This is a genomic window from Halobium salinum (assembly GCF_026586625.1).
Lineage (GTDB): Archaea > Halobacteriota > Halobacteria > Halobacteriales > Haloferacaceae > Halobium > Halobium salinum.
The window spans coordinates 72,940-99,283 of sequence record NZ_JAODIW010000008.1 but is presented as its reverse complement, the minus strand read 5'-3'; the positions used below and the strand labels follow the sequence as shown (position 1 = coordinate 99,283).

Genomic DNA, 26,344 nt, shown 5'->3' with positions numbered 1-26,344 from the left:
TTCACGACCGCACACGGCCGACTCGGCGGGGCCACGCTTTTCATCCGGCCTCGCGTAGCGGGCGGCATGTCCGGAAAGGCGACCGTCGACGAGTACATGACGCGGGACGTCCAGACCGTCTCGCCGGACGACACGGTCGCGGCCGTCGCCCGCCGTATCGCCGAGAGCGACGGGCACAACGGGTTCCCCGTCTGTGAGGGGCGGAAGGTCGAGGGGTTCGTCACCGCGAGCGACCTCCTGCTCGCGGACGACGACGCGCTCATCTTCACCGTGATGACCGACGACCTCATCGTTGCCCACCCGGAGATGAAGGTGACCGACGCCGCCCGCGTCATCCTCCGGTCGGGCATCCAGAAGCTTCCGGTCGTCGACGACGCCGGCAACCTCGTCGGTATCATCTCGAACACGGACGTGGTGCGCTCACAGATCGAACGCGTCACCCCCGAGAAGGTGGGGAAGCTGATGCGGACCCTGGAACAGATTCACGGCATCGAGGTGGCACAGGAGCGCCGGCGAGTGCCCCTCGCCGAACTCATCCCGACGCAGGCGCGGGTGTACGCGGACGAACTGGAGGGACGGCGGTACGAGCTCGAACGCGGCCTCGCCGAGCCGTTGGTCGTCATCGACAACGACGGCACGCTCCTGCTGGCCGACGGTCACCACCGCGTGCTCGCGGCCGACCGAATCGAGGTGGCGGAGATGGACGCCTACGTCATCGTCCTCCCGAAGTCCGTCGAACTCGGCATGGCGAAGACCGCCGAGAAGGAGGGGCTGCGCTCCATCGACGACATCTCCGTGGTGGATTACGCACGGCATCCGTTGGTCGAGACGACGAAGCGACTGCAGTAGCTAGCAGTCTCGTCTGTGAGCGACCTGCCGTCGCGGAGGTGCGAGACGACGAAGCGGTTGCAGTGACGCGCCGGTTTATCGGCGCGATACCTGCCACCGTGGAGGTGCGAGACGACGAAGCGGTTGGGGTAGCGAGCGGCCCTATCCGTGAGTCCACGGCCCGGAAACCGTTATCCGCGTTCGACCGCAGGTGACAGCTATGCAACCTCCCGGCGCCGACGAGGGGACCGCCGCGACGAGTGCCGGCGCGGAGCCGCCGGAGGCGGTCGACGGGGCCGCGACCGACGGGGACGCGGCGACCCGCCCTCACCTCGACTCGGGCGCCGCCGCGGTCTCCGTCCGAAACCTGACGAAGACCTACGGCGACGACGTGCGTGCGGTGGACGGCGTCTCATTCGACGTCGAGCCTGGAACCGTCGTCGGCCTCCTCGGACCGAACGGCGCCGGGAAAACGACGCTCATCAAGTCCGTCCTGGGGTTGGTCCTGCCGGACGCCGGGGCGGTGGACATCGACGGCGTCGACGTGTACGCGGACACTCGGGAGGCGTACCGCCACGTCGGCGCGATGCTGGAGGGCGCCCGCAACGTCTACTGGCGCCTCACCGTCCGGGAGAACCTGCGGTTCTTCGCCGCGCTGGGGGACGTCGACCCGGCGAAGGCGCGGGAGCGAGGCGAGGAGCTACTCGACCGACTCGACCTGCAGGAGAAAGCCGACACCCCCGTCAACGACCTCTCGCGCGGGATGAAGCAGAAGACCGCGCTGGCCTGCACGCTCTCACGGGGGGTCCCCGTGGTGTTCCTCGACGAGCCGACGCTGGGGCTCGACGTGGAGAGTTCTCTGTCGCTCCGCCGGGAGCTTCGGCGTTTGGCCGAGGACGAGTCGACGACGGTCGTCCTGTCGAGTCACGACATGGGCGTCATCGAGACCGTCTGTGACCGGGTCGTCGTGCTGAGCGAGGGTCGCGTCGTCGCCGACGACTCGGTCGCGGCGCTCAAAGCTCTGTTCCGGACCCAGCGCTACCGGGTCGTCGTCGACGGCCGGATCGACGACCGCCTCGACGCACGCCTCCGTCGGGAGTACGAGGTCATTCGGAGCGAGCCCGTGGGCGACACCACCCACCTCGAACTCGCGGTCGAGAGCGGTCGCGAGCTCCACGCCGCACTCGGGGCCGTCCTCGACGCGGGCCACGAGGTGGCGTCCGTCGACGCCGCCGACCCGGACTTCGAGGAGGTGTTCCTCCGGCTCACCGAGCGGGACGCGGCACCGGTGACGGACGCGCCGGTCGGAGATGACCCCGAGGGTGGAGCCGACGCCGCGAACGGAGCCGACACCGGAGTTCGGCCCGGTTCCGGCGCCAACTCGGGTGCCGACGTGGGAGCGGACCGGTGACGACCCTGACCCTACTCCGGGCGGTGGCACGCAAGCAGGCGCTCCTCCTCGTCAGATACCCGCTCAACACCGTCTCGCAGGTGTTCGGCCTCTACGTCTTCTTCCTCCTGTTGTTCTACGGCGGACAGGCGGTCGGCGGGGCGGCGTTCGACGAGAGTCTCGGCGGGCTGGTCGTCGGGTTCTTCCTGTTCACCATGGCCGTCGTCGCCTACGCCGGCCTCTCCTGGGACGTGACCCGCGAGGCGCAGTGGGGGACCCTCGAACAGCTGTTCATGTCGCCTCACGGGTTCGGCCGCGTGTTCGCGGTCAAGGTGGTGGTAAACGTCCTGTTCAGCCTCCTCTGGGGCGGCCTGATTCTCGGGCTGATGCTGTTGACGACCGGACGGACGCTGGTCGTCGACCTCTTCACCGTCGTCCCCCTCGCGCTCCTCACGCTCGCCTCCGCCGTCGGCGTCGGCTTCGTCTTCGGCGGGCTGGCGCTCGTCTACAAGCGCATCGAGAACGTGTTCAGCCTCGTCCAGTTCGCGTTCGTCGGGCTCATCGCCGCCCCGCTGGGACAGTACCCGTTCCTCCGGTGGCTCCCGCTGGCACAGGGAAGTAGCCTGCTCGGCCGAGCCATGCGCGAGGGGGTGCGCCTCTGGGAGTTCGAGCCGTCCGCGCTCGCCGTCCTGTCGGGCACCGCGGTCGCCTACCTCCTCGTCGGCTACGTCCTGTTCGGTCTCGCCAGCCGGCGGGCGCGGCGGCTCGGCGTCCTCGGTCACTACTGAGGTTCGCCGTCCTACTCGTGCGGTCGGGGGGCGAACGCGGCCGACCTCAGGCCGCCGGCTCCTCGACGTCGAACTCGGTCTGCCAGCGCTCGACCACGGCCCGCGCCGCCGTCTCGGTCGGCGCCGTCTCCCTGCGGTACAGTTGGCCCTCGGGCGCCTGGAACAGCCGGTCGAGTCGTACCGCCCACGAGCCGTCGTGGCGCTCGCGGAGCCTGATGGTCGCGTACCCGTCCGAGCGCTCCCACTCGACGACGCCGTCGGCGTCGGCTTCGACCCAGCTCATGCACACACGTTGGGCCCACGACGGTAATGAACCGTCCGCTCCCGGAACCGTCCGGTCACGAGGCGTGAGTAGTCGGGAAGGATGAAGTCCGGACCGGCGTCGGGAACCGCACCCCGACATCGACCCGGGCCCGTTCGCGTTCGCGATACACCACCGGGACGGGCGGCACGACCGCGCGCCCGCCATCGCACCGAGTGCCGTCGCTCCACCACGAGCGACGGCGCGTCTCACACTACACCACCACAGTCGACGCCGCCCCACCACGGGCGACAGACACGCCGACACACCGTGTCGGGGGCGCATCACCGCGCTCCCGACCGACCGTACCCACGTCCGACCGCATCCACACCCGACCGCGCTCGACCGTCTCGTACACCGAACTGCGTCGAACCGCGTCGGGTCACACAACCCACGTCGTACCGCACCGCGGCCGCTTTCGTCGGGATTCCCACACGAACCCCGTACTCCATCCGTCGCCCCGTTCCCCCTTAGCTAATGAGCCCAAAATTTTGGGTAAACTGACTGTTAATTCTCTCTGAATGTGTCTGTGGATGAGTACTGTGCCCTCGGAGGGGCGCTTCGGCCCCCCGAACTAACCGAACGACGGGGAGGGAGAGGCTTTTCACCGAGAGCCCACTCGTATTCGACCATGGACTCGGTACCGGCGCCGCTGCGGCGCTTCCACCGGCCGGAGTACACCGGCGAGAACCGGTGTCTCCCCTGCACCGTCGCGAACACCGCCATCGCCGCCCTGCTCACGCTCGTCGCGGGCGTCGTCTCCCCGGTCCTCGCCGTCGTCGTCCTCGGACTCTCGCTCGGGGCCATCTGGCTTCGCGGCTACCTCGTCCCGGGAACGCCCGAGTTGACGAAGCGGTACTTCCCCGACTGGGTGCTCCGTCGCTTCGACAAGGGGCCGGCCACGGGGGTCGGCGCCGAGGCACGCGTCGAGGTCGACCCCGACACGCCACAGGTCGACCCAGAGACCGAACTGCTCGCCATCGGTGCGGTCGAGGAGGCCGACGACGACCTCCGAATCACCGACGAGTTCCGGGCGGCCTGGCGCGACTCCATCGAGTCGGTCCGGCGCGACACGGCCGCCCACGTCGGGTCGCTCCTGGCGCTGGAGGAGCCGCGAGTCGAGGACCGCGAGGTCGCCTGTATCGTCACCGACGGCGGCGTCGAGCGGGCGCGCTGGCCCTCCGAGGCGGCCCTGCTCGCCGACCTCGGGGCGGTCCCGCTCCTCCGGGAGCGCGTCGCGAACTGGGACGAACTGGACCGCGTGACACAGGGGCAACTGCTCGCGGGCCTACGCATCTTCGCGGAGAACTGTCCCTCGTGTGACGGGCCGCTCGCCTTCAGCGAGGAACGGACGGAGTCCTGCTGTCGCACCGTCGACGTCGTCACCTACGACTGTGGCGACTGCGGAGCGCGGGTACTCGAAGTGGAGCGGTAGGTCTCTCGGCCCGACGGGAGAGCGGCAACTTTGTGCGCCCGACGCAACGCTTATCCACGCGACAGGGGTAGAGAGGGGTACATGGTCGCACAGACGATGGATCGCGTTCCGCGACGACGCTAACGAGCCTTCTACCACCGACTCTATGTTCGACTCACTGTCCGAAACAACCGGGGAAGCGAGCCGATGCTGACCGGCGAGGCGGGCGAGTCCCGCGTCGCCCTCGCGGGCCTCGACGCGGTCGCGCTCAAGCCCGCCGAGTGTGACGTACGGCGGGCGCTCGACCTCCCGCTCGACACCGTCACGGTCGACTACGAGGGCCGCGAGCACGTCCCCGACCGGGAGACCCTCGCCACCCTCGCCGCGGAGAAACGGGTCCGGCTGACGACACCGGTCCGCGCCGACGGGTACGACCCCCTCGGCGACGGCGAACTCCTCGCCGAGATTCCCGACGAGGTCGGCCGCGTCGTCGTCGCCGGCCACCCGGCGTACCTCACCGACGAGGAGCGGGGCCGCCCGGTCGCCCCCCGCCTCGGCGCGGCCCGGGAGGCGGCGCCCGACGCGTGGGTCGGCACGGAGGGCGTCGAGCGCGTCGCCCTCGCCGCGGGCGGTCCCCAGTACGAACTGCTCTCGCGGTCGACCGAACGCGACGTGCGGGCACTCCGCGCCGCCGGCTTCGACGGGGAGGTGCTCGTCTACGCGCCCACCGTCCTCACCGACGACGAGGACGCCGTCCTCGACGCGGTCGGTGGCTACGCGGCCCGGCGTCGACCGGTCGCCCGCGCGCTCCCCGACGACGCCGACACCGACGCCGCGGCGACCGGGCGCGCCCGCGAAGTCCTCTCGAAGGCGGTGCGGGACTACGCGCTCGTCGGGGCGCCCGAGACGGTCGGCGAGCGCGTCGCCGCCCTGAAGGAAGCCGGCGTCGACCGCGTCGTCGGCTACCCTGCCCGCGGCGTCGCCGACTTCAGTGAGTGAGACGCCGAGGCGGGGTCGGTGGCCTCAGCGGCGACCGCTCCGACTCGTTCCGGCCCGCGTCAACCCCTAAGTGGCCCCCCGTCCACGGCGTCGTATGGACCCGACGCTCCTCGCACACCACACCTCGACTACGTTCGACGAGTTAGACGGCGTCCAGGTGGCGCTGTTTCCGACCGGCGCGACCGAACAGCACGGGCCGGCGCTCCCGCTCGGGATGGACTTCCTCGCCGCCGACGCGGTCGCTGGAGCGGTCGAACGCGACGACACCCTCGTCCTCCCACCCGTCCCGGTCGGCGTCAGCGAACACCACCGGGGGTTCCCGGGGAGCCTCTACGTCGACCCCTCGACCTTCGAGGACTACGTCCACGATACCCTCGCGAGCCTCGCGAGCCACGGCGTCCGGAAGGCGGTCGTCGTCAACGGGCACGGCGGCAACGACGACGCCCTCGAACGGGCGGCCCGTCGCCTCCGCGCCGAGGGGACGGCCTTCGCCGTCCCGTGGAACTGGTGGGCCAACCTCGGCGACCTGCACGCGGAGCTGTTCGGCCGCGAGAGCCTCGGCCACGCCGGCGCGGCGGAGACGAGCGTGATTCACCACGTGGACCCCGACCTCGTCCGCGAGGACCGACTCGACGCGGCCGAGGTCGGGACGGGCGGCGACGACGAGTCGCTCACGCCGTCGGGAGCGGCTCCGCCGTGGGACTTCGCCGACCTGAGCGAGAGCGGGACGACCGGACATCCGGCGGACTGGTCGCCCGAGGCGGGCGAGCGGCTGTTCGACGCCGCCGTCGCCGACCTCGACGCGCTGGTCGACTGGCTCGTCGCCCGCCCGCTCGACGACCTCCTGACGCCGGGTGGACGATGAGCGACGGGTGGCGGTCGGGAACCGACCCGGAGGCGTTCGCACCCGACCTCTCCGGCCTCCCTCCCCTTCCCGACCGCTCCGGCTCCCCCGACGCCTCGGGGAGACGGGTCGCGGTCGTCGGCGCCGGCGCCGTGGGTGCGACGGCGGCGGGCGACCTCGCCGTCGCCGGCGCCGACGTGACGCTGTTCGACCGCGGCGACCCGCTCGCCGCCGAGGGGCCGACCGCCGGGAGCTCCGGCCGCGCCGCGGGCGTGCTGTACGACGCCTTCGCCGAGGACGTGGACGCCCGCGTCGCCGACCGCGCGCTCTCCCGTTTCCGGGCGTTCTCGGGAGCCGGCGACTTCGCGTTCCACCCCTGTCCGTACGTTCTGCTCGCCCGCGAGGGCGACGAGCGCCGGGCCGCGGCGGTGGAGGAGGCCGTGGTGGGGATGCGCCGACACGGCCGCGACGTGTCCCTCGTCGACGCCGACGGACTCCGGGACCGGTTTCCGACGCTCCGGACCGACGACGTCGGCGTCGCCGCCGTCGCCGAGGGCGCCGGCTGGACCGACCCCGGGAGCTACGTCCGGGCGGTCGCGGAGCGAGCCGTCGAGGTGGGGGTCGACCTCCGGTCGGACTGCCCGGTTGGACTGTCGTTCGACGGTGACGCTCCCGCCGTCACCACGGAGGGCGACCCGGAGCGGTTCGACGCGGTGCTCGTCGCCGCCGGCGCGCACACGAAGGCGCTACTCGCCGACGCCGGCGTCCCGGTGCCGCTCAAGCCCTACCGCGTGCAGGCGCTCACCTCGCGCGCCGGCTACGACGGCCCGATGGGGTACGACGCGACCGCCGGGTTCTACTTCAGGCCGCATCCGACCGGCCTGCTCGCCGGCGACGGCACCGAACCGGTCGAGATCGACCCCGACGACTGGCCCCGCGACGCCGACGACTGGTTCGTCGACGACCTCCGGTCGGGGCTCCAGCACCGCGCCGGGCACACCCTCGACGTGGACCGGGCGTGGGCGGGGCTCTGCGTCGCGACGCCGGACCGGAACCCGATGGTCGGCGAACTCCGTGCGGGCCTCTACGTCGCCGCCGGGTGGCAGGGCCACGGATTCATGCGCGCTCCGGCGACCGCGGAGGCGGCGGCGCGGACGGTGCTCGGCGGGGATTCGCTCCCCGGGTTCGACCCGGGACGGTTCGACGGTTCGGAGCGCTTCGAGGTCGTCGAGGGGATGTCGCTGGGTGAAGAAGAGGCGTAGTTCGAGGTGCCGAGTGGGGCGTCGTGGGCCGGAACGGCCCGAACGACGGGAACGACCCGGACGACGGGAACGGCCGCTACGAGTCCTTGCCGTCGATGGCGGTGTCGCCGCCGGCGCCGGTCTCGTCGTCTCCGTCCTCGGTGTCTACGGAGCCGTCGGTGTCGACCGCGTCGGCGTCGCCACCGAAGTCGGTGTCGTCGACGCCGTCCCCGCCCGCATCGGGCGACTCCGCAGGTTCGGTGTCGAGTTCGATGCTCTCGGGCTCCACCTCGTCTTCGTCCTCGACCGAGACGGTGCGGCCGCGTTCGTCCTTCGGGACGCGGACGTGGAGTTCGCCGCGCTTGGTGAGCGTGGCGGTGGAGTCGGCGGGACGGACGAGGACGCCCTCCGGGAGTTCGGCCTCGCCGTGGAGCGAGAGGCCGCGGCCGGGGAAGCGCATCTCGAAGTCGTCGTAGAAGTCGCGAAAGCGGTCGACGCGCACCTCGACGGTGTTCTCGACGAAGCGGACCTGGATGTCGCTCCGGGCGGCGCCGGGGGCGTCGAAGACGACGAGGAACTCCTCGTCGGTCTCGAGCACGTCGTGTCGCAGGGGCGTGCGCTCCTGGACGCGGCTCATCCCCCGTCCGACCTGTTCGAGGACGGCGTTGCGGGCAGATTCGCCCAGTTCCTTGAGGCTCGTCATGGTTACAGTTCGATGGCTTCGAGACAGTCGGTCTCGCGGCAGTAGGGACAGACGAAGTCCGAGACGCCCACGTCGTCGGGCATGTCGTAGGTGTAGTGCAGTTCGAACATGTCGACCTCGCAGTCGTCGCTCGTGCACTTGACCTCGAGCGTGGCAGGCATGTCCGGAGGTTACACCGCGACCCTGATAAGTGACGCGGGGTCGGCAGGGCCCGCCGGCGTCGCGTCTGCCGCTCGATTCCGGCGTCTCCGGTGACGGGCCGAGGTGCCGGAGTGTTTATTGTGCACACGGGGGACAACACCCGTATGGGTGGCGGATACAGCCCCCCGAACAGGGTGCACGGCGTGGGGTTCAGAGCCGGCAAGCTGACCGCCGGCGACGACACGTGGCTCGCGTCCTGTCGGGTCGACGGCGACGAGCTCGTCGTCGAGTCGTGTCGGTCCGCGAGCGACGCGCTCGGCGTTCGAGCGGCCCGCGAAGCGGCCGTCCCCGCGGTGACGCGTTTCGTCGCCGGGCTCGACGGCGACGCCGCCGTCGGCTTCGACTTCCCGTTCGGACTCCCGCGTCACATCGTGGTCGACCGCCCCTGGGAGGGGTTCCTCTTCGAGTTCCCCAACTGGTTCGCGAGCGCCGACGACATGCGCGAGCGGTGTCGGATGCACGCCGAACTCGTCTCCGGCGGCGAGAAGCTGCTCCTCCTCCGGGCGACGGACCGGCCCCTGAGCGCCGTGTCGCCGTACGACGAGCGTCTCGCGACCGAGACGTTCCACGGCATCCGCGACGTCCTCCGGCCGCTCGTCACGACCGGGCAGGCGGTCGCCGTCCCCATCCAGGAACCCGACCCCGACTGTCCCTCCCTGCTCGAGACGTACCCCGCGGGCACCCTCGACACGATGTCGCTCTCGCCGCCCGCCTCGGCGTCGGACCCCGAGGAGAGTGCGGCCCGCCGGGAGCGAATCGTCGCTCGGCTCGCCGACGCCGGCGTCCGGCCGACCGACGAGGTGCGTGAGGCCATGCACCGCTCGGACGACGCGCTCTCGGCGGTGCTCGTCGCCTTCGCGGCCTACCGCAACACCCTCGACGGCGGCGCCATCCGGACGGACGACGAGGAGCACGTCCACGAGGGGTACATCTACGTCTGAGTCGACCGGGCGCGTCGCTACGCTTTTGAGTGGTCGGTCGAACGTCGGAGCGAATGACGGAGTTCGACACGGTGTACGGCGTCGACTTCGCGGTCGCGAAGACGGACGCCGACCGGAAGGTGTGGGTCGCGGAGGGGCGCGTCGAGGACGGCGAGTTGCGAATCACGAGGCTGCAGTGTGCGCGGGACTTCTTCGGGAGCGGTCCGGACGCGGACGACGGCCCTCGGGGCCGCGACGAGACGCTGGAGGCGCTGTGGCGGGGAATCGCGGGCGTCGACGGCGACGGCCGCCAGGCCGACCCCGACATCGCTGACGACGCGGCGTGGGGACTCGACTTCCCGTTCGCCGTGCCGGGTTCGATAATCGAGAACCACGACGAGTGGGACGCGTTCGTGGCGGAGTTCCCGGCGAGCGTCGGACTCGGCGACGACGACGCGTCGCCCGACGGCCTCCGCGACAGGGCCACGGCGGCCGGCGAAACCGCCAGAGCGGTCGACGCCGGAGGAGCGAAACCGGCGGCGGGGTGGCTCATGAAGTACCTCACCTACCACGGCATCGAGCGCGTGCTGAAGCCGCTGGTGGCGGACGGCTCGGCCACCGTCGTGCCGATGCAGTCGGTCGGCGAGCACGGCGACGCCGGACCGGTCGTGATGGAGGTGTACCCCGGCGGCACGCTCGGAGAACTCTCGTGCGAGTTCGATGGCGCCGTCAATCGCAACTACAAGGGGACGACTGACGCGGACCTCCGGAACCGGCGAAACAATCTCGACGCTCTCGCCGAAGCGGGCGTCGAATTCGGGGACGACGGGGACGACTGTAGCCTCCACGAACGCGCCGCCCACGACGACGACGCGCTCGACGCCGTCGTCGCCGCGTTCGCGACGTGGCGGAACACACGGAGCGACGCCGACTTCGACGCACCCGCCGACTACGACCCGAACGGCGAGCACGCGATAGAGGGCTACATCTACAGCTGAACCCGACCCACAAGCGCACACCTTTACCGTCTACACACTCAACGGTCGGCCATGACCGACCCCGAGACCCTCTCCGTGACGCTCGTCGACGGCTACGTCGACGAGCCGGCACACTTCGGGGTGCCGCCGTATATCTCGACGTACCCCCGGTTCACGGCGGGGGCGCTCGTCGACGCCGGCGTCCCGGCGTCGCAGGTGACCTACCACACCATCGACGAACTGCGCGACGACCGCTCCAAGTGGGCCGACGTGGCCGACGCCGACCTCTTCGTCTACGTCGGCGGGATGACCGTCCCCGGGAAGTACGTCGGGGGGACGCCCGCCGAACCCGACGAGGTGCGCGAGTTGGCGTGGACCGCTGAGGGCACGAGCATGATGGGCGGCCCCATCCGCTTCGGCGTCGGCGAGGAGAACGCCGGCGCACAGGACATGGAACGCGACGACCTCGACTTCGACTTCGTCGCGAAGGGCGACGTGGAGGCCGCCGCCTACGACCTCGTCGACTCCGGACTCGAAGGGTTCGGCAACCGGGTGCGGGACAACGACGAACTCGACCGCTGGGCCGCGAAGGGGGCGTTCGTCGTCGAACAACACCCGAACCACCCGGACTACCTCATCGCCGAGATGGAGACCTCGCGGGGCTGTGCCTACCGCTGTTCGTTCTGTACCGAGCCGCTGTACGGCAACCCGGCGTTCAGGACGGCCGAATCGGTGGTGAAGGAGGTCGACGAACTGTCGAACGCCGGCGTCGAGCACTTCCGACTGGGCCGGCAGGCCGACATCCTCGCGTTCGGCGGCGACGGGGAGGCGCCGAACCCCGACACGCTGGAGCGACTGTACGGCGGCATCCGCGAGGTGGCGCCCGACCTACGGACGCTTCACCTCGACAACATGAACCCCGTGACCATCGTCGACTACCCCGAGCAGTCGCGGGAGGCCATCGAGATAATCGCGGAGCACAACACCGCCGGCGACACGGCGGCGTTCGGCCTCGAATCCGCGGACCCCGTGGTCCAGGAGCAGAACAACCTGCTCGTCACGGCCGAGGAGTGTCTGGAGGCCGTTCGGGTCGTCAACGAGGCCGCCGGCTGGCGTCCCGAGGAGAACCGCCTCCCCAAACTCCTGCCGGGAATCAACCTCGTCCACGGTCTGCAGGGCGAGCGCGAGGAGACCTTCGAGCACAACGAGCGGTTCCTCAAGCGCGTGTACGACGAGGGGCTGATGCTCCGGCGCATCAACATCCGGCAGGTGATGGCGTTCGACGGCACCGACATGGCCGACACCGGCGCCGACATCGCCCGCGACCACAAGGCGCTGTTCAAGGAGTACAAGACGCGCGTCCGCGAGGAGGTCGACCGTCCGATGCTGAAACGGGTGACGCCGCTCGGTACGGTGCTCCCGGACGTCCATCTGGAGTACCACCAGGACGGGATGACGTTCGGTCGCCAACTCGGCACCTACTCCCTGCTCGTCGGTATCCCGGGCGAGCGCGAACTCGGCACGTCGATGGACGTGGCCGTCGTCGACCACGGGTACCGCTCGGTGACGGGCGTCCCCTACCCGCTCGACGTGAACAGCGCGTCGATGGACGAGTTAGCGGCGATTCCGGGCATCGGGAAGCAGTCTGCGGGCGACGTGGTCGTGAACCGGCCGTACGCGGCGCCGACGGAGGCACCCGTCGACGTGGACATCGCGTCGTTCACCGTCGCCGACCCCGAGGCCGGACCGGACCGAAAGCACGGCGCGGTCTCTCGGGGCGACTGATGCCGTTCGAGGTGGGCCGCGTGAAGCTTCCGGTCGACACCCGCGCACCGACCGGGTCGACCAACTGCTACGTGCTGGGCGAGCACGACGCCCTGCTCGTCGACCCGGCGGTCGACCACCCGGACCTCCACGCCATCGTCGACGCCGGGGACGTCGCCCACGTCGCCGTCACCCACACCCACCCGGACCACGTCGGCGACGTGGCCGGCGCCGCCGAGGCGACCGGCGCGACCGTCTGGTGTCGGCGTGGACGCGAAGACGCGTTCGAGCGCGCGACCGGCGTCGCCCCCGACCGGACGTTCGCTGAGGGGGACGCCATCGAGACGGGTGACGGACCGGTCACCATCCTCGACCTCCCGGGGCACGCCCCGGACCACGTCGGGTTCGCCGTCCAGGAGGCTCTCGCGCCGGGCGCCGTCGACCCGAGCGAGGTGGTCGTCTGTGGCGACCTCGCCGTCGCCGAGGGGAGCGTCACCGTCGGCGCGCCGGAGGGGGATATGCGAGCGTATCTCACCTCGCTCCGCCGCCTCCGTGCCCGCGACCCGGACGTGCTTCTCCCCGGCCACGGCCCCGAGATACGCGACCCGCGGGAGACCCTCGACCGCCTCGTCGACCACCGCAGGGAACGGGAGCGGAAGGTCCTCGTGGCGGCCGAGTCGGGCGCGAGAACACCCGACGAAATCGTCGACGCCGCGTACGAGAAGGACCTCGCCGGCGTCCGCGACCTCGCCCGGGCGACGGTCGTCGCCCACGTCGAGAAGCTGGCTCGCGAGGGGCGTCTCCGCTGGGACGCGACGGTCGGGCACGTCGAAGTCGTCTGAGCCGGTCGAGCGGTCCGACTCCGCCGACTCGCTCGGCCCGCCGGGGACTCGTCAGCGTTTTCCCGTTCAGCACCCGACGACGACCATGGAGAGCCTCGAAGCCGAACTCGACCGCGCCCGCGACCTCTCGGTCCCCGACCTCGCCGACGCCATCGAGTCCATCGGCTTCGAGTGCACCCGCTGTGGCGCCTGCTGTAAGGGCGCCACCACGAAAGAGGGGGACGAGGAGCCCCACACCGCGACGGTGTTTCCGGACGAGGTGCGACACATTCAGTCGAAGACCGGCTACGACTATCGTGACGTGGCCCGCCCGATGCCCTACGGGCTGACCGAAGGCGAGAACGGTCCCGAGGGGGAGACGTTCGAGTGGGCGCTCCAGACCGACGCCTGCGGCGACTGTACCTTCTACACCGAGGACGACGACGGACGGGGCGCCTGCACGGTCCACGAGGACCGGCCGCTCATCTGCGAGACCTACCCCTTCAGCGTCGCGCTCGGCGGGACGAGCCAGCCGATGGGGGAGGCCGTCGACGAAGCGGGGATGGTCCGCGCCCACGAGTGCGAGGGACTCGGCCGCGACATCGACCGGGAGCACGCCGAGGAACTGGCGGCGGCGCTCAAAGAGCGCGCAGTCCGCGAGTTGGAGGAGGCTATCGGAGTCCGCGACAACTACGAGCCGACCGAGACGGGGCCGGGCGAGATCGTCGTCCACGACTCCGAAGGTGCGAAGCGAGAGGACGGGACCCCGCTGAAGCGTGCGTCCCGCGGAGACGACGCACCCGACAACCGCTGACGACGACGGGCCGGACAGCCGCAGGGTAGGATTTCGGAAGGCGTCGGCGAGCAGTCGGGGGGCTTCCGGGGGCATCGCACCGACGAATCCGACGGAGTCCCCGACCGACGGCGGCGGTACCTCTTTACACTCCCCCCGTTACACGCAACCCGGAGGTTTGACTGTGGAAATCTCGGATAAGCTCCTGTGTCTGTTCAACGCGGAAGTGCGTGCGGAAGACGACTCCTACGTGGTCGAAATCCCTCGACGCGAGGTCGAAACCGGCTCCGTCGACCCCGGCGAGGTGTACCGCGTCGCGCTCATCTCTCGGGCGGCGGAGTCGAGCGACGAGGGTGAAGAGCGGAGCGCGCCCTCCGACGGTCCCCAGCCGCCGGTCGAAATCGGCGAGCTGCGCTACGTCGAAATAGAAGACCTCGGCAAGCAGGGTGACGGCATCGCCCGGGTCGAGCGTGGGTACGTCATCATCGTCCCCGGCGCCGAGGTGGGCGAGCAGGTGAAGATCGAGGTCACCGAAGTGAAGTCGAACTTTGCGGTGGGCGAGGTCGTCGACGACGAAGTCTGACCGCGCGACGATTTTTTGTCTTCGAGCCGTCGCGTTTACCGAACACGGCCCCGCCGACCGTGGACCCGGTCGTACTCAGACGCTCGCCGTCCAGTAGGAGACCGACGCCAGTTTCTCGCCGAGCGCGCTTCCTCGGAGCCCCATGTCCATCTCGCGGAGGTGCCCGGCGACTTCGTCGGGTATCTCGCGGTAGAGCCCGTAGGGGAGCACGAAGTCGTGGGCCTCGCCGACGAGGTGGAGTCCCACGTCCCCGAGGAGGTCCTCGACCTCGAAGCGGGCGTACAGCCGTGACCCCATCGGGAGCAGCCAGTTGTAGACGCTCCGCGAGGAGAACCGATTGAAGGTGTCGAAGAAGACGATCTCCTTGGAGACGCGGGCCATCTCGCGGAGGAACGCCCGCGGGGTGTCCGCGAGGTGGAAGAAGCGCATCGCGAACACGGCGTCGAAGTGGTCGTCCGGGAAGGGGAGCCGCGCGGCGTCGCCACGCATGAACTCCACCGCGTCGAGGACCCCGGCTCGTCGGGCCTTCTCGCGGCCCTGTGCGAGCATCGCCCCCGAGATGTCGAGTCCGACCACGTCGGCGCCGTGCTCGGCCAGCATCACGGTAAACCGGCCGGTCCCGCAGGCGATTTCGAGCACCCGCTGCCCGTCCACGGGCCCGAGCGCCTCGAGGACGGCCTGCTTCTCGCGGCGGTCGATGTGGCGGCCACCGTCGGAGAACCGCTTGTCGTCGTACTCCTGAGCCACGTCGTCGGCCTGGTACCACTCCTTCCCTTTCACACTACACCTTCCTGCTCACCCAGGGACTAAAGGCGTATTGGAAGGCAGGCGGTCGCGAGCGCGACGCCGAGGCTTATCTGCCGTGACACCGAATACCATGGCAAGCATGCCCACCTGCCATCACTGCGACGCCACCCACACTGCCGAGGAGCTGACGCGACACGAGCGCCCGGGCGTGGTGCTGGTCCACTGTCCCGACTGCGACTGCCTGCTGGGGCGCTACCGTCGTCACGGGGACGCACCGGAGACCGACCGCCTGCGGGAGGCCTGAGCGTCGGGTCTCGGCGTCCGACCGTCGGCCCGCGTCGTCGGCCGCTCGGGCTCCGTTCGGCCGACGGCGCTCAGCCGCTCGTCGTGACGTGTTCGGCCTCGATGCGGACGATGACCCGCGGGCCCGACTCCTCGCCGTGGTGCGGGTACTGCTCGCGGTCCATGTACCGACGCGTGAGCCGGTCGATGTGGTCGACGGCGCCCTCCTCGGTCAGCGTCGCCTCCCCTCTGACCGCGACGTAGCGATAGGGGTTCGCCGGGTCGCAGACGGAGATGCCGACACGGGGGTCGCGCTCGATGTTCTGTTCTTTCTGCCGGCCGCGGGCGGTGTTGACGAGGACGGCCTCGCGGTCGTCGTGGTCGACCCAGACGGGCGTCACCTGCGGCGAGCCGTCGGGCATCAGCGTCGAGAGGTGACCGAACGATTCGGATTCGAGGATGTCGGCGTGGGACTCCGGAATCACGAGTGAATCACGGTTCGGCTTCGTCCACCACCGTCTAAACCGTTCCCGCGGTCGTGGCCCTTATACTGATATAAGGTCCTTGGTTCATACCAATTCGTATACCGCATATGTAGCGAAGCTTTACCACTGAGAGATGGGTGGAGTGCAGTATGAGCACCAGTACCGCGGAGGTTGCAGCAGAGGACCTACTCAGCACGCAGGAGTACCGCGACCGGCTCCGCGAGCTTCCCCCCAGCGCGAAGCTCGTCGCGAAGGTTCTCGAAGGCGACTCCCCGCTCTCGCAGGGCCAGCTCGCCGAGGAGTCGCTGCTGCCCGACCGCACCGTCCGCTACGCGCTGAACCGTCTCGAGGACGCCGACCTCGTCAGCTCCCGTTACAGCTTCAAGGACGCCCGGAAGCAGGTCTACTTCCTCAACACGTAGACGGCCGGACTGACCACCCCGCCGTCCCGACCGGAGTTCGTGTTCGTTCCGTACCGCCCGCGCGACGCCCGTTCCTGCTCTCCTCGTCGTCTCTACGTTCCGACTCCCGTCGTCGCCACCGTCAGCCGCGCCGACCCGGAAACGTTCATTTAAGTAGCCGCCCACACTTCCGGTCGGTATGAAGCTCTCGGTCGTGGTCCCGACGCTCAACGGGCGGGACCGACTCGCGGCCAGCCTCGACTCCCTGGCCGAGCGGGCGCCCGACGCGGAAGTGGTCGTCGTCAACGGCCCCTCCGCGGACGGGACGACCGGGATGGTGCGCGAGCGCGACGACGTGGACGTGCTCGTCGAACTCTCCGACCGTACCATCAACGTCGCGCGCAACGCCGGCATCGAGGCCGCGTCCGGGGACGCCGTCGCCTTCCTCGGCGACGACCTCGCGGTCGAGGACGGCTGGACCGACGCGCTCGAGGCGGGCCTCGCCGAGGCGGACGTCGTCACCGGTCCGACCCACCGGACCCTCACCGGCGGGATGACCACCGACGAGCCCGAGAGCCGGACCATCTCCGGCCGCGAGGTGACCTACTTCACCGGCGGCAACGTCGCCTTCCGCGAGCGAACGCTCCGGGAACTCGACGGGTTCGACGAGTATCTCGAGACCGGCGGCGCCCGCGACGCCGCCCACCGACTCGCCGGGATGGACGCGACCGTGCAGTGGAGCCGGGAGCTGTGTGCCCGCCGGGAGGCCGAAGCGGACGGCGGACACGAACCGCCCGACTCGCCCGCACACGCCGCCGGAGCGACCGGCACCAACGGCGACGGCGACGGCCGCGACTGGGGGTGGAAGTACCGGGCGCTCGCCTACCGCCTGACGAAGAACTACGGCGTCCGACCCACGGTCGTCCGGCGGGTCCTCTCACACGCCGCCTCCGACGCCGCCACCACCGCCCGCGAGGTGGTCGGCGGCGACGCCACCCCGACCGCGTGGCTGGGCACCGGCCGGGACGTGACCGCCGGCATCGCCACGGGCGCCTCCGACGGACTCGTCGCCCGCGCCCGGGACCGGTCGCCGACGCGGAACCCCCACGGCGTCTCGAAGCGCGCCGACCGTGCGGTGGCGCGCTACGACTGGCGGTAGCCGGGGGAGCGGGGAGGGGAGCACTGCAGGCTTCGGTGACCGGCCACTATCTTCAACGCGCCCCCGGGAGTCACTCCTCTCATCATGAGCGACGAGTCCGCCGAGGCGTGGGAGTACCGCGTGCTCCGCCCGCCACGCGAACCGGCGAAGAAGGAGGCCCGCGACCCGACGACGGAGTTCAACGAACTCGGGAGCGACGGGTGGAAGCTAATCGAGACGGTCGACTACGTGGGCGGAGGGACGAAGTTCCTCGTGTTCAGGCGTCCCGCAGAAGGTGGCGACGACCCCGACGAGGCGGAGGACCTGGACCAGTCCGAGGACGCCGAGGAGGCCGACGACAGCGGCTCCGAGGACGGCGGGACGGCGGAGCACGATGGGTGCGAGGAGTCGGGCGAGGGCGCCGATGAGTGACGGCGAGGGGTCGGACTCCGACGTCGGCACGAAGAACACGATGCGCGGGCGGGTCGACGCGAGCCGCGCCAAGATGTGGGTCCTGCTGGGCGCCAACCGACTCCTCCTGGCGGCGGGGTTCGCTCTGTTCGTCTACGGCGCCTTTCTCCTCGTGAGCGTCTTCATCGCGCCGAATCTGCAGGCCGAGATTCGAAGCGCCGACACCATCGAGACGCTGTTCTCGACGATGCTCTCGGTCATCGTCACCGGTACGACGCTCGTCATCACCATCAACCAACTCGTCATCTCACAGGAGAACGGCCCGCTGGGCGACCAGCGAAAGCGCATGAGCGACGCGATGGACTTCCGGACCTACTCCTCGGAGCTGTTCGACGAGGCGCCGCCGTCGGACCCGAACGAGTTCCTGTATCGGCTCGTCGACGTGAGCCACGAGCGGGCGCTGGCGCTGCGGCGACTCGTCGCCGGCGACGCGGGGAACGACGACGACCTACGCGAACAGGTCGACGAGTTCGTCGACAGCCTCGAAGGGAACGCGGAGGAGGTGAAAGAGGAGCTCCAGGACGCCAAGTTCGGCGACTTCAAGGTGCTCACGGCGGCGCTCAACTTCAACTACTCCTGGAAGATATACCAGGTGGAGCGTCTCACCCAGACGTTCGGCGACGAACTCGGCGAGGACGAGCAGCACGCCTTCCACCAGCTCCAGACGGCGTTGACGATGTTCGGGCCGGTCCGCGAGCACATCAAGACGCTGTACTTCCAGTGGGCGTTGGTCGACCTCTCGCGGTACATCCTCTACGCCGCGATACCGGCGCTGGCGGTGGCGGGGTCGATGCAGGCCATCGTCGGTGCCGAGACGTTCGGCGGCGTCACCCTCGGCGTGCCGGACGCGACGTGGGTCGTCGGCGCCGCGTTCACCTTCTCGTTGGTCCCCTTCCTCGTGTTCGCGTCCTACGTGCTCCGCATCGCGACGGTCGCCCAGCGGACGCTCGCTATCGGCCCGCTCATCCTTCGGGAGTCGGACGGGTAGCGCAGGAGGGACCGTTACCGGAGGCTGACGAGCCACAAACGTGTTGGCTACGGAGTCCGTTCGGTGGACATGGATACCGCGGCGACCACGTCGACCCTGAAGACCATCGTCGCGACGGCGCGGGCGGGGAACCTCCCCTTTCTCGCCGGCAGTTTGGCCTTCCACGCGTTCGTCTCGTTGCTCCCGCTCCTCCTGCTCGCGCTGGTTTTCGCGAGCGTGTTCGCCGGCGAGTTCCTGACCGAGTACGTGTTGCGCATCACCGCGGAGTACCTCAGCCCGGCCGGGCAGTCGCTGGTCCTCGACGCGGTGGTCGACGCCTCCGAGAGCGCCGGCGGCTCCGTCCTCGGCGTGGCCGTCCTGCTCTGGAGTTCGGTCCGCATCTTCCGCGGCGTCGACGTGGCGTTCGACCAGCTGTACGGGGTAACGGAGCCGGAGCCGCTCCCCCGCCAACTCCGCGACGCGCTGGTCGGCCTCGTGGCGGTCGTCGCCGCGGTCGCCCTCGTCAGCGCCGCCGCCGCGGCGTTCGCGCTCCTGCCGGCGCGGGAGCTACTCGGTCCGCTGAGTCCGCTGCTGGTCGCGCTCGGCCTCGCGACGGTGTTCTTCCCGGTGTACTACCTGTTTCCGCCGGTCGACATCCCGCTGCGCGAGGCAGTTCCCGGCGCCGTCACCGCGGCCGTCGGCTGGTCGGTGCTGCAGGCCTCGTTCCAGGTGTACGTCTCCTTCTCCTCGTACGACGCCTACGGGGCGCTCGGCGGGGTGCTGGTGTTGCTCATCTGGCTGTACTTCAGCGGGCTGATTCTCCTGCTGGGGGTCGTGGTGAACGTCGTCCTCGGCGAGGCCGACGTGGAGCCGGTCGAGGCGCCACCCGAGCGTCTCGGGTTCCCGCGGGTGCCCGGCTGGAACCGGTCTGACCGGTAAGGGTCCGCCCGACGCGCGGGAGCGACCCGAGCGCTACTCCTCGCTCCCGGAGAGCGCCGGCACGACGCGGGCCGGGTTCTTCGAGAACGCCTTGCGCATCGCGTCCTCGGGCACGTCGAGCGTGAGCAGTTCCATGACGGCCACGTCCGGGTGTACGTCGGGGGCGCCGCTGCCGAAGAGGACGCGGTCGGGGTGTTCGAGCAACCCCTGTTCGAGCACGCCCCGGTAGCGGACGGCGCTGGTGTCGAGGTAGAGCCGGTCGTGGTCGGAGAGCAGGTCGAGGGCGACGAGCATCAGTTCGCGGTCGAGCGGGTGGCCCCCGAAGCTCCGGAGCACCACCGGGAAGTCGTAGCGGAGGAGGGTCTCGGCGACGGCGGCCGGTGGGAACCCCCGCCCGGCGTGGACGAACACCGGGGCGGCCACGTCGTCGAGTTTCTCCAAGACGTCCGTCTCGGGGAGGCCGTCGGTCGCGGGGTCGAGGACGAACCCGTGGAATCGGTCGTCGTACCCGTAGCGCTCCACGTCGCGGACGGTGGTGTGGTGTTCGCTCGGGGAGGCGGCGAGGTTGCGCAGGCGCGCCACGGGGGTGCCGGTCGGGTCGCGCGGCCCGCTGATGCGGGCGACCGCGACGAGCGGACGGTCGACCGACAGGCGGGCGACGGCGTTGTTCGCACGGAGGTAGTCCGCGGGACCCTCCCGCGGGCCCGCCGAGACGACCGCCCGGACGAGCCCCGACTGGTGCATCTCGCGCTCCAGTCGCTCGGGCGACACGTCGCGGCCCTGTGCCGCCACCGCCCGCTCGTCGGGCTCCAGCCGGGCGTGCACGTCGACGGCCCGGAACCCGTGGTTCAGCTCCAGCATCGTACCCCGGTCGCCGAGCATCCTATAAGGAACTGCCGATGGGTGTGTGAATCAGTCGCAATCTACCCCGCTCCCGTCGTGCGATTCGGTAGCTGAGTGCCAGAAACGTTTATGTAGAACCGCTACCCTCTGGAGTATCGAGGTTTACTCACAATGGCATCACAGATGCAGCAGCCCATGTTCATTCTCGCGGAGGGTAGCCAGCGAACGCACGGACAGGCCGCCCAGGACTCGAACATCCGAGCGGGGAAGGCCGTCGCGAACGCGGTACGCACCACGCTCGGCCCCCGCGGCATGGACAAGATGCTCGTCGACTCCTCCGGCGAGGTCGTCATCACGAACGACGGCGCGACGATTCTCGAGGAGATGGACATCGAGCATCCGGCCGCCCAGATGATCGTCGAAGTCGCCGAGACACAGGAGGACGAGGTCGGCGACGGTACGACGACCGCGGCCGTGCTGACGGGTGAACTCCTCGCCCGCGCGGAGGACCTGCTCGAACAGGACCTCCACCCGACCGTCATCGTCGAAGGGTACCACGAGGCCGCTCGCCTCGCCCGCGAGGCCATCGACGCGCAGGTGCTCGACGTCGACCTGGACGACGAGACCCTGGTGAAGGTCGCCGAGTCCTCGATGACCGGCAAGGGCACCGGCGACGTGACCGCCGACGCGCTCGCAAAACACGTCGTTTCGGCGGTCCGTCACGTCGCCGACGAGAACGGGACGGCCGACCGCGACGACATCCACGTCCACACCCGCACCGGCGCCTCGTCGTCAGCGACGGAGATGGTCGAGGGCGTGCTCATCGACAAGGAGCCCGCCAACGACAACATGCCCCGGAAGGCCGAGGACGCCACCGTGGCCATCCTCGACATGAAGCTGGAGGTGCGCAAGGGTGAGGTCGACAGCGAGTACAACATCACCAGCGTCGACCAGCTCAACGCCGCCATCGAGGCCGAGGACCGCGAACTCCGCGGCTACGCGAAGACCCTCAAAGAGGCCGGCGTCGACGTCGTCTTCTGCACGAAGAAGATCGACGACCGCGTGGCCGGCTTCCTCGCCGACGCGGGCATCATGGCGTACAAGAGCGTGAAGTCCTCGGACGCGAAGGCACTCGCCCGCGCGACCGGCGCGAAGCGTCTCGGCTCGCTCTCCGACGTCGAGGAGTCCGACTTCGGCCACGTCGACACCGTCCGCGTCGAGAAGTTCGGCGACGACGAGCTCACCTTCGTCGAGGGCGGCGAGGCCGCGAAGGCCGTCACGCTGTTCCTGCGCGGCGGCACCGAGCACGTCGTCGACGAACTGGAGCGCGCGATGAACGACGCCGTCGACGTGGTCATCGCCGCGGTCGACAAGGGCGGCGTCGTTCCCGGCGCCGGCGCGACCGAAATCGCCATCTCGGACCACATCCGCTCCGAGGCCGCCGGCATCGAGGGCCGCAAGCAGCTCGCCGTCGAGGCGTTCGCCGACGCGGTGGACTCTCTGCCCCGCACGCTCGCCGAGAACACGGGGATGGACCCCATCGACGCGCTCGTCGACCTCCGCGCCGAGTTCGAACGCGAGGGCGTGGCCGGCATCATCTCCGGCGGTCGCTCCGGCGAGATCGGCGACCCCGTCGAGGCCGGTATCATCGACCCCGCGGCCGTCAAGCGCGAGGCGGTCCAGTCCGCCACCGAGGCCGCGACGATGATCGTCCGCATCGACGACGTCATCGCCGCCGAGTAAGCCAGTCAGTCGCTCGGACCTGGTGGGGCCAGGTCCTCCCTACACTTCTCTTCCCCGGGGCGGCGTCCGTGGACGCCGACGCCCGGACTCTCTTCGTGCCGCCGACCGGCTGGTGAGCCGACGGTCCGGCCCCGGGTCGGGGCCCCGGCCGGTGATGGGGCTTCATACTGTCGCCGGTGGTACGGACCCCGTGACCCGACCCTGGGCCCGCCGAAACGGCGAACGACTGGCCGTCTGGGCCCTCGTCCTGGTGCTCGTCCTCGCGAGCGTCGGCACCGTTTACGTCCAGCCACACCCGGTAGACGAGCGGGCGGTCGCCGCCGTCGTCGAGGACCCGTCCGTGACCGTCGTCCAAACCGACACCGGGTACACGGTTCGCGTCGCCGGCGACGGCACGGACAACGCGAACGGTTCGGACGCCACCGCCGGACTGATTCTCTACCCCGGTGGGCTCGTCCCGAAACGCGCCTACCTCCCGCTCGCCGCCGAGGTCGCCGCGGCGTCGGGGCTCACGGTGTTTCTCGTCGACGTGCCCCTGCACCTCGCCGTCCTCGACGCCGACGCGGCGGGCGCGGTCGTCGAGGCGCACCCCGAGGTCGACCGCTGGTACGTCGGCGGCCACTCGCTCGGCGGCGCGATGGCCTGCCGGTTCGCCGGCGAAGCGGCCGACCGAGTCGAGGGCGTCGTCCTGCTCGGCGCGTACTGCGACGTGGACCTTCGGGACACCGACCTCGACGCCCTCACGGTCGTCGGCACGCGTGACGCCGTCGTGAACCGGGAGGCGCTGGCGGCCGCCCGCGACCGGCTCCCCGCCGACGCGCGGTTCGTCGCCGTCGAGGGGATGAACCACACCCAGTTCGGCGTCTACGGCGGGCAGGTCGACGACAGAGGGACCGTCTCGGACGAGAAAGCGCGCCGCCAGGTCGCCGAGGCCATCGCGTCGTGGACGGCGGAGCGGGGAGAGCGGAGCGTCGACTGGGGGTTGGGAGTCGACGCTCGCCCGACGTACGGCGACGCCGAACGGGTGAGGGCCGGCGACGACAGCCTCCGGCGGACGACCGCCGCGAGGACGACGTCCCCGTCGGAGGCCGCGCCGGAGGGATGGCCCTCAGAACACGAGTCGCTCGACCAGTCGGCGTGAGAGCGGGGGTCGGCGGGACTCCCGCGGGTACACCGTGACGGTGGTACAGCCCGGACTCGGGAACGCCGGCCGCTCGTCGAACAGGGCGCTCCGGAGACCGTGGTCCTCCCGGCGGCGCACGAGAACGTCCGGGCGCGAGAGCCGACCGCCGTCGGTCCGGACGGCCTCCACTTGCACCGGTACCGAGAGCAGGTCCGAGAGTTCGGACCGGTAGTCGTCGGTCGCGCGCGCCGAGCGCTCCGTCCGGTCCGAGTCCTCCGGGTACCACAGCGAGATGTTCCCGCCGTGAGCGTCCGCGACGGCCTCCGCGACGCTCACCGCGAGCGGGGCGTGCGGACCGCTCTCACCCGAGAGGACGACGCGTTGGGGAGCGTCGTAGCCGAGGTTGTCGACGAGGAGCACGTCACACGGCGCGTGTCGGACAATCCAGTCCACCGGGTCGCCGAACAGGCGCGACCGCAGGCGCAGCGGCTCGTGCTCGGCCAGAATCGTCCCCACGTCGTGATGGTCGGCGAAGTTGACGACCGCGTGTTTCGTGTCGTGGCTGACGATTTCGTCCGCCTCGATGTCGACGCCGAGTTCGGCACCGAGCGTCCCCATCCGCTCCTCGAAGGAACGGTCCGCGGAGGACTGGACGGTGACGCTTTCGGTGAGCGGCACCTGGTCGGGCACCTCCTGGAACCGGACGGCGACCACCTGCCCGTCGTGCGGGCGGACGACGTCGGCCGCCAGCGCGACGAGCGAGCGCTCGCGCGCCTCGTCGACGTCCTTTGTCAGCGCAACGAGCGTCCGACGGGCGCCGTCGTCGGCGTCGGCGGCGGACTCGATGTCCGCGAGCGCGTTCCGGTCCACCTGGCGGCGAAGCGCGTCGGCGGCCGCTCCGTCGCGCTGGACCCGCGAGCGGGCGTAGAGGAAGTACCAGGCGACGCTCCCGAGCGTGATGACGACGGCGCCGAGGAGGGCGACGGTCCCCATCTGCGTCAGCAGGGCGACGCCGGTCACCGCGCCGAATATCTGCATCCAGGGGTACAGCGGCGACGTGAACTCGGGGTCGTAGTCGGTGCTCCCCTCCCGGAACGCCACGAGTGCGACGTTGATCATCGCGAACACCATGATCTGGAAGGCGCTCGCGAGCTTCGCGATGTCCAGGATGGGGACGAACGCGATGAGCGCGAGCAGCACCGCGCCGGTGAGCGTGATGGCGGACACCGGCGTTCCGAAGCGCTCGCTGACGACCGAGAACGTCTCCGGCACCAGTCGGTCGCGGCTCATCGCGAAGGGGTACCGCGAGGAGGAGAGGATGCCGGCGTTGGCCGTCGATACGAGCGCGAGCACGGCCGCGAGGATGATGACCACGACGCCAGCGTTCCCGAGGGTCGCCTCGGCGGCGACCGCGACGGGGGTCAGCGACCCGGCGACGCTCCCGGGGTCCGTCGTCCCGACCAGCACGGCGACGATGCCCACGTACAGGAGCGTCGTGAACGCGAGCGACCCGAGGATGCCGAGCGGGATGTTCCGCCCGGGGCTCTCGACCTCCTCGGCGACGCTCGCGACCTTGGTGACCCCGGCGTACGAGACGAACACGAGGCCGGTCGCGGCCAGCAGCCCGCCGACGCCCGAATCGAAGAAGCCGACGTAGTTGGCCGACTCGACGGATGGGGCGCTCCCGGCGGCGAACCAGCCGAGCGCCGCCAGCATGACGACGACGATGCCGAGTTGGAGCCGTCCCGTCTGTTTCGCGCCGAGCACGTTCACCAGGATGAGCACCGCGGCCAGCCCCAGCGCGACCGGCTTCAGCGGCAGGTCGAACAGGAGCAGCAGGTAGGGGACGCCGCCGACGAGCGCCAGCGCGCCCTTGAACGAGAGCGAGAACCACGTCCCGACGCCGGCGACGGTGCCGAGCAGTGGTCCCATGCCACGTTCGATGTAGATGTACGTCCCGCCGGCTTCCGGCATGGCGGTCGCCATCTCGGACTTCGAGAGCGCGGCCGGTATCACGAGGAGTCCGGCGAGGAGGTAGGCGACGATGACGGCCGGCCCGGCGATTTCGAGCGCGAGCGCCGGCAGGATGAAGATGCCGCTCCCGATCATCGCCCCGATGCTGATGGCGAGCACCGACGGGAGACCGAGGTCCCGCTCCAGCTCCTTCATACCCTCTCCGCGAGCGCACCCGAGAGGACGTTCGTCGCACAGACGACCTCGTGACCGGCCGCCGCCAGCGCGTCGTAGCGGTTCGGAACGTTGGCGAGCACGACGACCTCCGGCACCTCGAAGCGCGTGCGAGCGAGCTGTGCGATGAGCAGGTTGCGGCCGTCACAGCGCGACGCCACGACGGCGGTCGACGCGTCCGCCAACCCCGCTTCCCGTAACGTCTCGACGTCCGTCGGGTCCCCTCGCAGTCCGGGGAGCGTCGACCCGTCGTGTGACTCGTCGACGACGCTGACGGCGTACCCCTCCGTCCTGAGGCGGCGGGCGACGGACGCACCGACGGGGCCGCCACCGAGGACGTGATACTCGGCGTCGGACGCCTCGTGTCCGGTCTCCTCTCCTCTCGTCCGGTTCAGTCTCCAGTTCATGATTTGGGTGTCGCCGCGGTCGGCCGTCGTGACCGCCGGGCGCG

Annotated in this window: 28 protein-coding genes and 1 pseudogene; 21 read left to right on the top strand and 8 right to left on the bottom strand. The window is 70.4% G+C overall.

Translation table 11 applies throughout. The features are described 5' to 3' along the window. The first annotated feature begins 66 nt into the window (after positions 1-66). From N5095_RS12620 to N5095_RS12610, 3 genes are all read left to right on the top strand, one after another. Positions 67-849, top strand: coding sequence for a CBS domain-containing protein (locus N5095_RS12620; protein WP_267623240.1), 783 nt, complete (start codon positions 67-69; stop codon positions 847-849). Between the two features lie 199 nt (positions 850-1,048). Next, positions 1,049-2,239 (top strand): ABC transporter ATP-binding protein, encoded by a 1,191-nt coding sequence (locus N5095_RS12615; RefSeq protein ID WP_267623239.1) that lies wholly within the window; start codon positions 1,049-1,051, stop codon positions 2,237-2,239. Next, complete coding sequence (locus tag N5095_RS12610) at positions 2,236-3,006, top strand: ABC transporter permease (RefSeq protein WP_267623238.1); 771 nt, start codon at positions 2,236-2,238, stop codon at positions 3,004-3,006. The genes N5095_RS12615 and N5095_RS12610 overlap by 4 nt, the downstream gene beginning before the upstream one ends. Positions 3,007-3,052: 46 nt before the next feature. Here the strand turns inward: N5095_RS12610 and N5095_RS12605 are convergent, their stop codons facing one another. Then, positions 3,053-3,289, bottom strand: coding sequence for a DUF7543 family protein (locus N5095_RS12605; protein ID WP_267623237.1), 237 nt, complete (start codon positions 3,287-3,289; stop codon positions 3,053-3,055). Positions 3,290-3,938: 649 nt separating this feature from the next. On the opposite strand from N5095_RS12605, the gene N5095_RS12600 reads away from it, so the two are divergent. From N5095_RS12600 to N5095_RS12585, 4 genes are all read left to right on the top strand, one after another. Beyond that, on the top strand, positions 3,939-4,742 hold the full coding sequence (locus tag N5095_RS12600) for a DUF8054 domain-containing protein (protein WP_267623236.1): 804 nt from the start codon (positions 3,939-3,941) through the stop codon (positions 4,740-4,742). 186 nt (positions 4,743-4,928) lie between these two features. Beyond that, complete coding sequence (locus tag N5095_RS12595; protein ID WP_267623235.1) at positions 4,929-5,720, top strand: DUF7388 family protein; 792 nt, start codon at positions 4,929-4,931, stop codon at positions 5,718-5,720. A 94-nt stretch (positions 5,721-5,814) separates the two neighbouring features. Beyond that, a complete protein-coding gene (locus N5095_RS12590) occupies positions 5,815-6,585 on the top strand; it encodes a creatininase family protein (protein ID WP_267623234.1) in 771 nt (256 codons plus the stop codon). Beyond that, positions 6,582-7,826: an NAD(P)/FAD-dependent oxidoreductase gene (locus tag N5095_RS12585; protein WP_267623233.1), complete on the top strand. Its 1,245-nt coding sequence runs from the start codon at positions 6,582-6,584 to the stop codon at positions 7,824-7,826. The genes N5095_RS12590 and N5095_RS12585 overlap by 4 nt, the downstream gene beginning before the upstream one ends. A 76-nt stretch (positions 7,827-7,902) precedes the next feature. Here N5095_RS12585 and N5095_RS12580 read toward each other — a convergent pair whose 3' ends face one another. Further along, positions 7,903-8,508: an Hsp20/alpha crystallin family protein gene (locus N5095_RS12580; RefSeq protein ID WP_267623232.1), complete on the bottom strand. Its 606-nt coding sequence runs from the start codon at positions 8,506-8,508 to the stop codon at positions 7,903-7,905. A 2-nt stretch (positions 8,509-8,510) separates the two neighbouring features. Then, positions 8,511-8,669, bottom strand: a complete 159-nt coding sequence (locus N5095_RS12575) for a DUF7559 family protein (RefSeq protein WP_267623231.1) — start codon at positions 8,667-8,669, stop codon at positions 8,511-8,513. 144 nt (positions 8,670-8,813) lie between these two features. Here N5095_RS12575 and N5095_RS12570 point away from each other — a divergent pair, with 144 nt between their 5' ends. The 6 genes from N5095_RS12570 (at position 8,814) to N5095_RS12545 (ending at position 14,567) form a co-directional block, all read left to right on the top strand. Continuing rightward, positions 8,814-9,650 carry a DUF429 domain-containing protein gene (locus N5095_RS12570; protein WP_267623230.1) on the top strand — a complete coding sequence of 279 codons (837 nt, stop codon included), beginning with the start codon at positions 8,814-8,816 and terminating at the stop codon, positions 9,648-9,650. 53 nt (positions 9,651-9,703) lie between these two features. Further along, a complete protein-coding gene (locus tag N5095_RS12565; RefSeq protein ID WP_267623229.1) occupies positions 9,704-10,627 on the top strand; it encodes a DUF429 domain-containing protein in 924 nt (307 codons plus the stop codon). Positions 10,628-10,678: 51 nt separating this feature from the next. Next, positions 10,679-12,391, top strand: a complete 1,713-nt coding sequence (locus N5095_RS12560) for a radical SAM protein (protein ID WP_267623228.1) — start codon at positions 10,679-10,681, stop codon at positions 12,389-12,391. After that, positions 12,391-13,212 (top strand): MBL fold metallo-hydrolase, encoded by an 822-nt coding sequence (locus N5095_RS12555; RefSeq protein ID WP_267623227.1) that lies wholly within the window; start codon positions 12,391-12,393, stop codon positions 13,210-13,212. The genes N5095_RS12560 and N5095_RS12555 overlap by 1 nt, the downstream gene beginning before the upstream one ends. An 85-nt stretch (positions 13,213-13,297) precedes the next feature. Then, positions 13,298-14,005 carry a YkgJ family cysteine cluster protein gene (locus N5095_RS12550; protein ID WP_267623226.1) on the top strand — a complete coding sequence of 236 codons (708 nt, stop codon included), beginning with the start codon at positions 13,298-13,300 and terminating at the stop codon, positions 14,003-14,005. A 163-nt stretch (positions 14,006-14,168) separates the two neighbouring features. After that, complete coding sequence (locus N5095_RS12545) at positions 14,169-14,567, top strand: TRAM domain-containing protein (protein ID WP_267623225.1); 399 nt, start codon at positions 14,169-14,171, stop codon at positions 14,565-14,567. 75 nt (positions 14,568-14,642) lie between these two features. On the opposite strand, the gene N5095_RS12540 is transcribed toward N5095_RS12545, so the two are convergent. Further along, positions 14,643-15,347: a class I SAM-dependent methyltransferase gene (locus tag N5095_RS12540; RefSeq protein ID WP_267623224.1), complete on the bottom strand. Its 705-nt coding sequence runs from the start codon at positions 15,345-15,347 to the stop codon at positions 14,643-14,645. A gap of 106 nt (positions 15,348-15,453) precedes the next feature. On the opposite strand from N5095_RS12540, the gene N5095_RS12535 reads away from it, so the two are divergent. Beyond that, entirely contained in the window at positions 15,454-15,618 is a 165-nt protein-coding gene (locus N5095_RS12535) for a hypothetical protein (protein WP_267623223.1), read from the top strand. A gap of 70 nt (positions 15,619-15,688) precedes the next feature. On the opposite strand, the gene N5095_RS12530 is transcribed toward N5095_RS12535, so the two are convergent. Beyond that, complete coding sequence (locus N5095_RS12530; RefSeq protein WP_267623222.1) at positions 15,689-16,081, bottom strand: PPOX class F420-dependent oxidoreductase; 393 nt, start codon at positions 16,079-16,081, stop codon at positions 15,689-15,691. A 149-nt stretch (positions 16,082-16,230) separates the two neighbouring features. On the opposite strand from N5095_RS12530, the gene N5095_RS12525 reads away from it, so the two are divergent. The 5 genes and pseudogenes from N5095_RS12525 (at position 16,231) to N5095_RS12505 (ending at position 19,997) form a co-directional block, all read left to right on the top strand. Further along, positions 16,231-16,503 (top strand): helix-turn-helix domain-containing protein, encoded by a 273-nt coding sequence (locus N5095_RS12525; protein WP_267623221.1) that lies wholly within the window; start codon positions 16,231-16,233, stop codon positions 16,501-16,503. A 178-nt stretch (positions 16,504-16,681) separates the two neighbouring features. Then, on the top strand, positions 16,682-17,641 hold the full coding sequence (locus N5095_RS12520; RefSeq protein ID WP_267623220.1) for a glycosyltransferase family 2 protein: 960 nt from the start codon (positions 16,682-16,684) through the stop codon (positions 17,639-17,641). Between the two features lie 84 nt (positions 17,642-17,725). Further along, positions 17,726-17,926 (top strand): annotated as a pseudogene (locus tag N5095_RS22585) (DUF4177 domain-containing protein); the annotation flags it as partial. Between the two features lie 118 nt (positions 17,927-18,044). After that, entirely contained in the window at positions 18,045-19,079 is a 1,035-nt protein-coding gene (locus tag N5095_RS12510; RefSeq protein ID WP_267623219.1) for a DUF7972 family membrane protein, read from the top strand. 69 nt (positions 19,080-19,148) lie between these two features. Then, positions 19,149-19,997 carry a YihY/virulence factor BrkB family protein gene (locus N5095_RS12505; RefSeq protein WP_267624474.1) on the top strand — a complete coding sequence of 283 codons (849 nt, stop codon included), beginning with the start codon at positions 19,149-19,151 and terminating at the stop codon, positions 19,995-19,997. Between the two features lie 33 nt (positions 19,998-20,030). On the opposite strand, the gene N5095_RS12500 is transcribed toward N5095_RS12505, so the two are convergent. Next, positions 20,031-20,858 (bottom strand): amidohydrolase family protein, encoded by an 828-nt coding sequence (locus N5095_RS12500; RefSeq protein ID WP_267624473.1) that lies wholly within the window; start codon positions 20,856-20,858, stop codon positions 20,031-20,033. A gap of 165 nt (positions 20,859-21,023) precedes the next feature. Between N5095_RS12500 and thsA the strand changes: the two genes are divergently transcribed. Together thsA and N5095_RS12490 are read left to right on the top strand one after the other, a co-directional pair. Beyond that, positions 21,024-22,583: a thermosome subunit alpha gene (gene thsA / locus N5095_RS12495; protein WP_267624472.1), complete on the top strand. Its 1,560-nt coding sequence runs from the start codon at positions 21,024-21,026 to the stop codon at positions 22,581-22,583. 190 nt (positions 22,584-22,773) lie between these two features. Continuing rightward, positions 22,774-23,724 carry an alpha/beta fold hydrolase gene (locus tag N5095_RS12490; protein ID WP_267623218.1) on the top strand — a complete coding sequence of 317 codons (951 nt, stop codon included), beginning with the start codon at positions 22,774-22,776 and terminating at the stop codon, positions 23,722-23,724. On the opposite strand, the gene N5095_RS12485 is transcribed toward N5095_RS12490, so the two are convergent. Together N5095_RS12485 and N5095_RS12480 are read right to left on the bottom strand one after the other, a co-directional pair. Next, positions 23,692-25,875: an amino acid permease gene (locus tag N5095_RS12485; protein WP_267623217.1), complete on the bottom strand. Its 2,184-nt coding sequence runs from the start codon at positions 25,873-25,875 to the stop codon at positions 23,692-23,694. The two genes, N5095_RS12490 and N5095_RS12485, sit on opposite strands and share 33 nt — an antisense overlap. Continuing rightward, positions 25,872-26,300, bottom strand: coding sequence for an NAD-binding protein (locus N5095_RS12480; protein WP_267623216.1), 429 nt, complete (start codon positions 26,298-26,300; stop codon positions 25,872-25,874). Before N5095_RS12480 ends, N5095_RS12485 begins: the two co-directional genes overlap by 4 nt. Positions 26,301-26,344 lie beyond the last annotated feature (44 nt).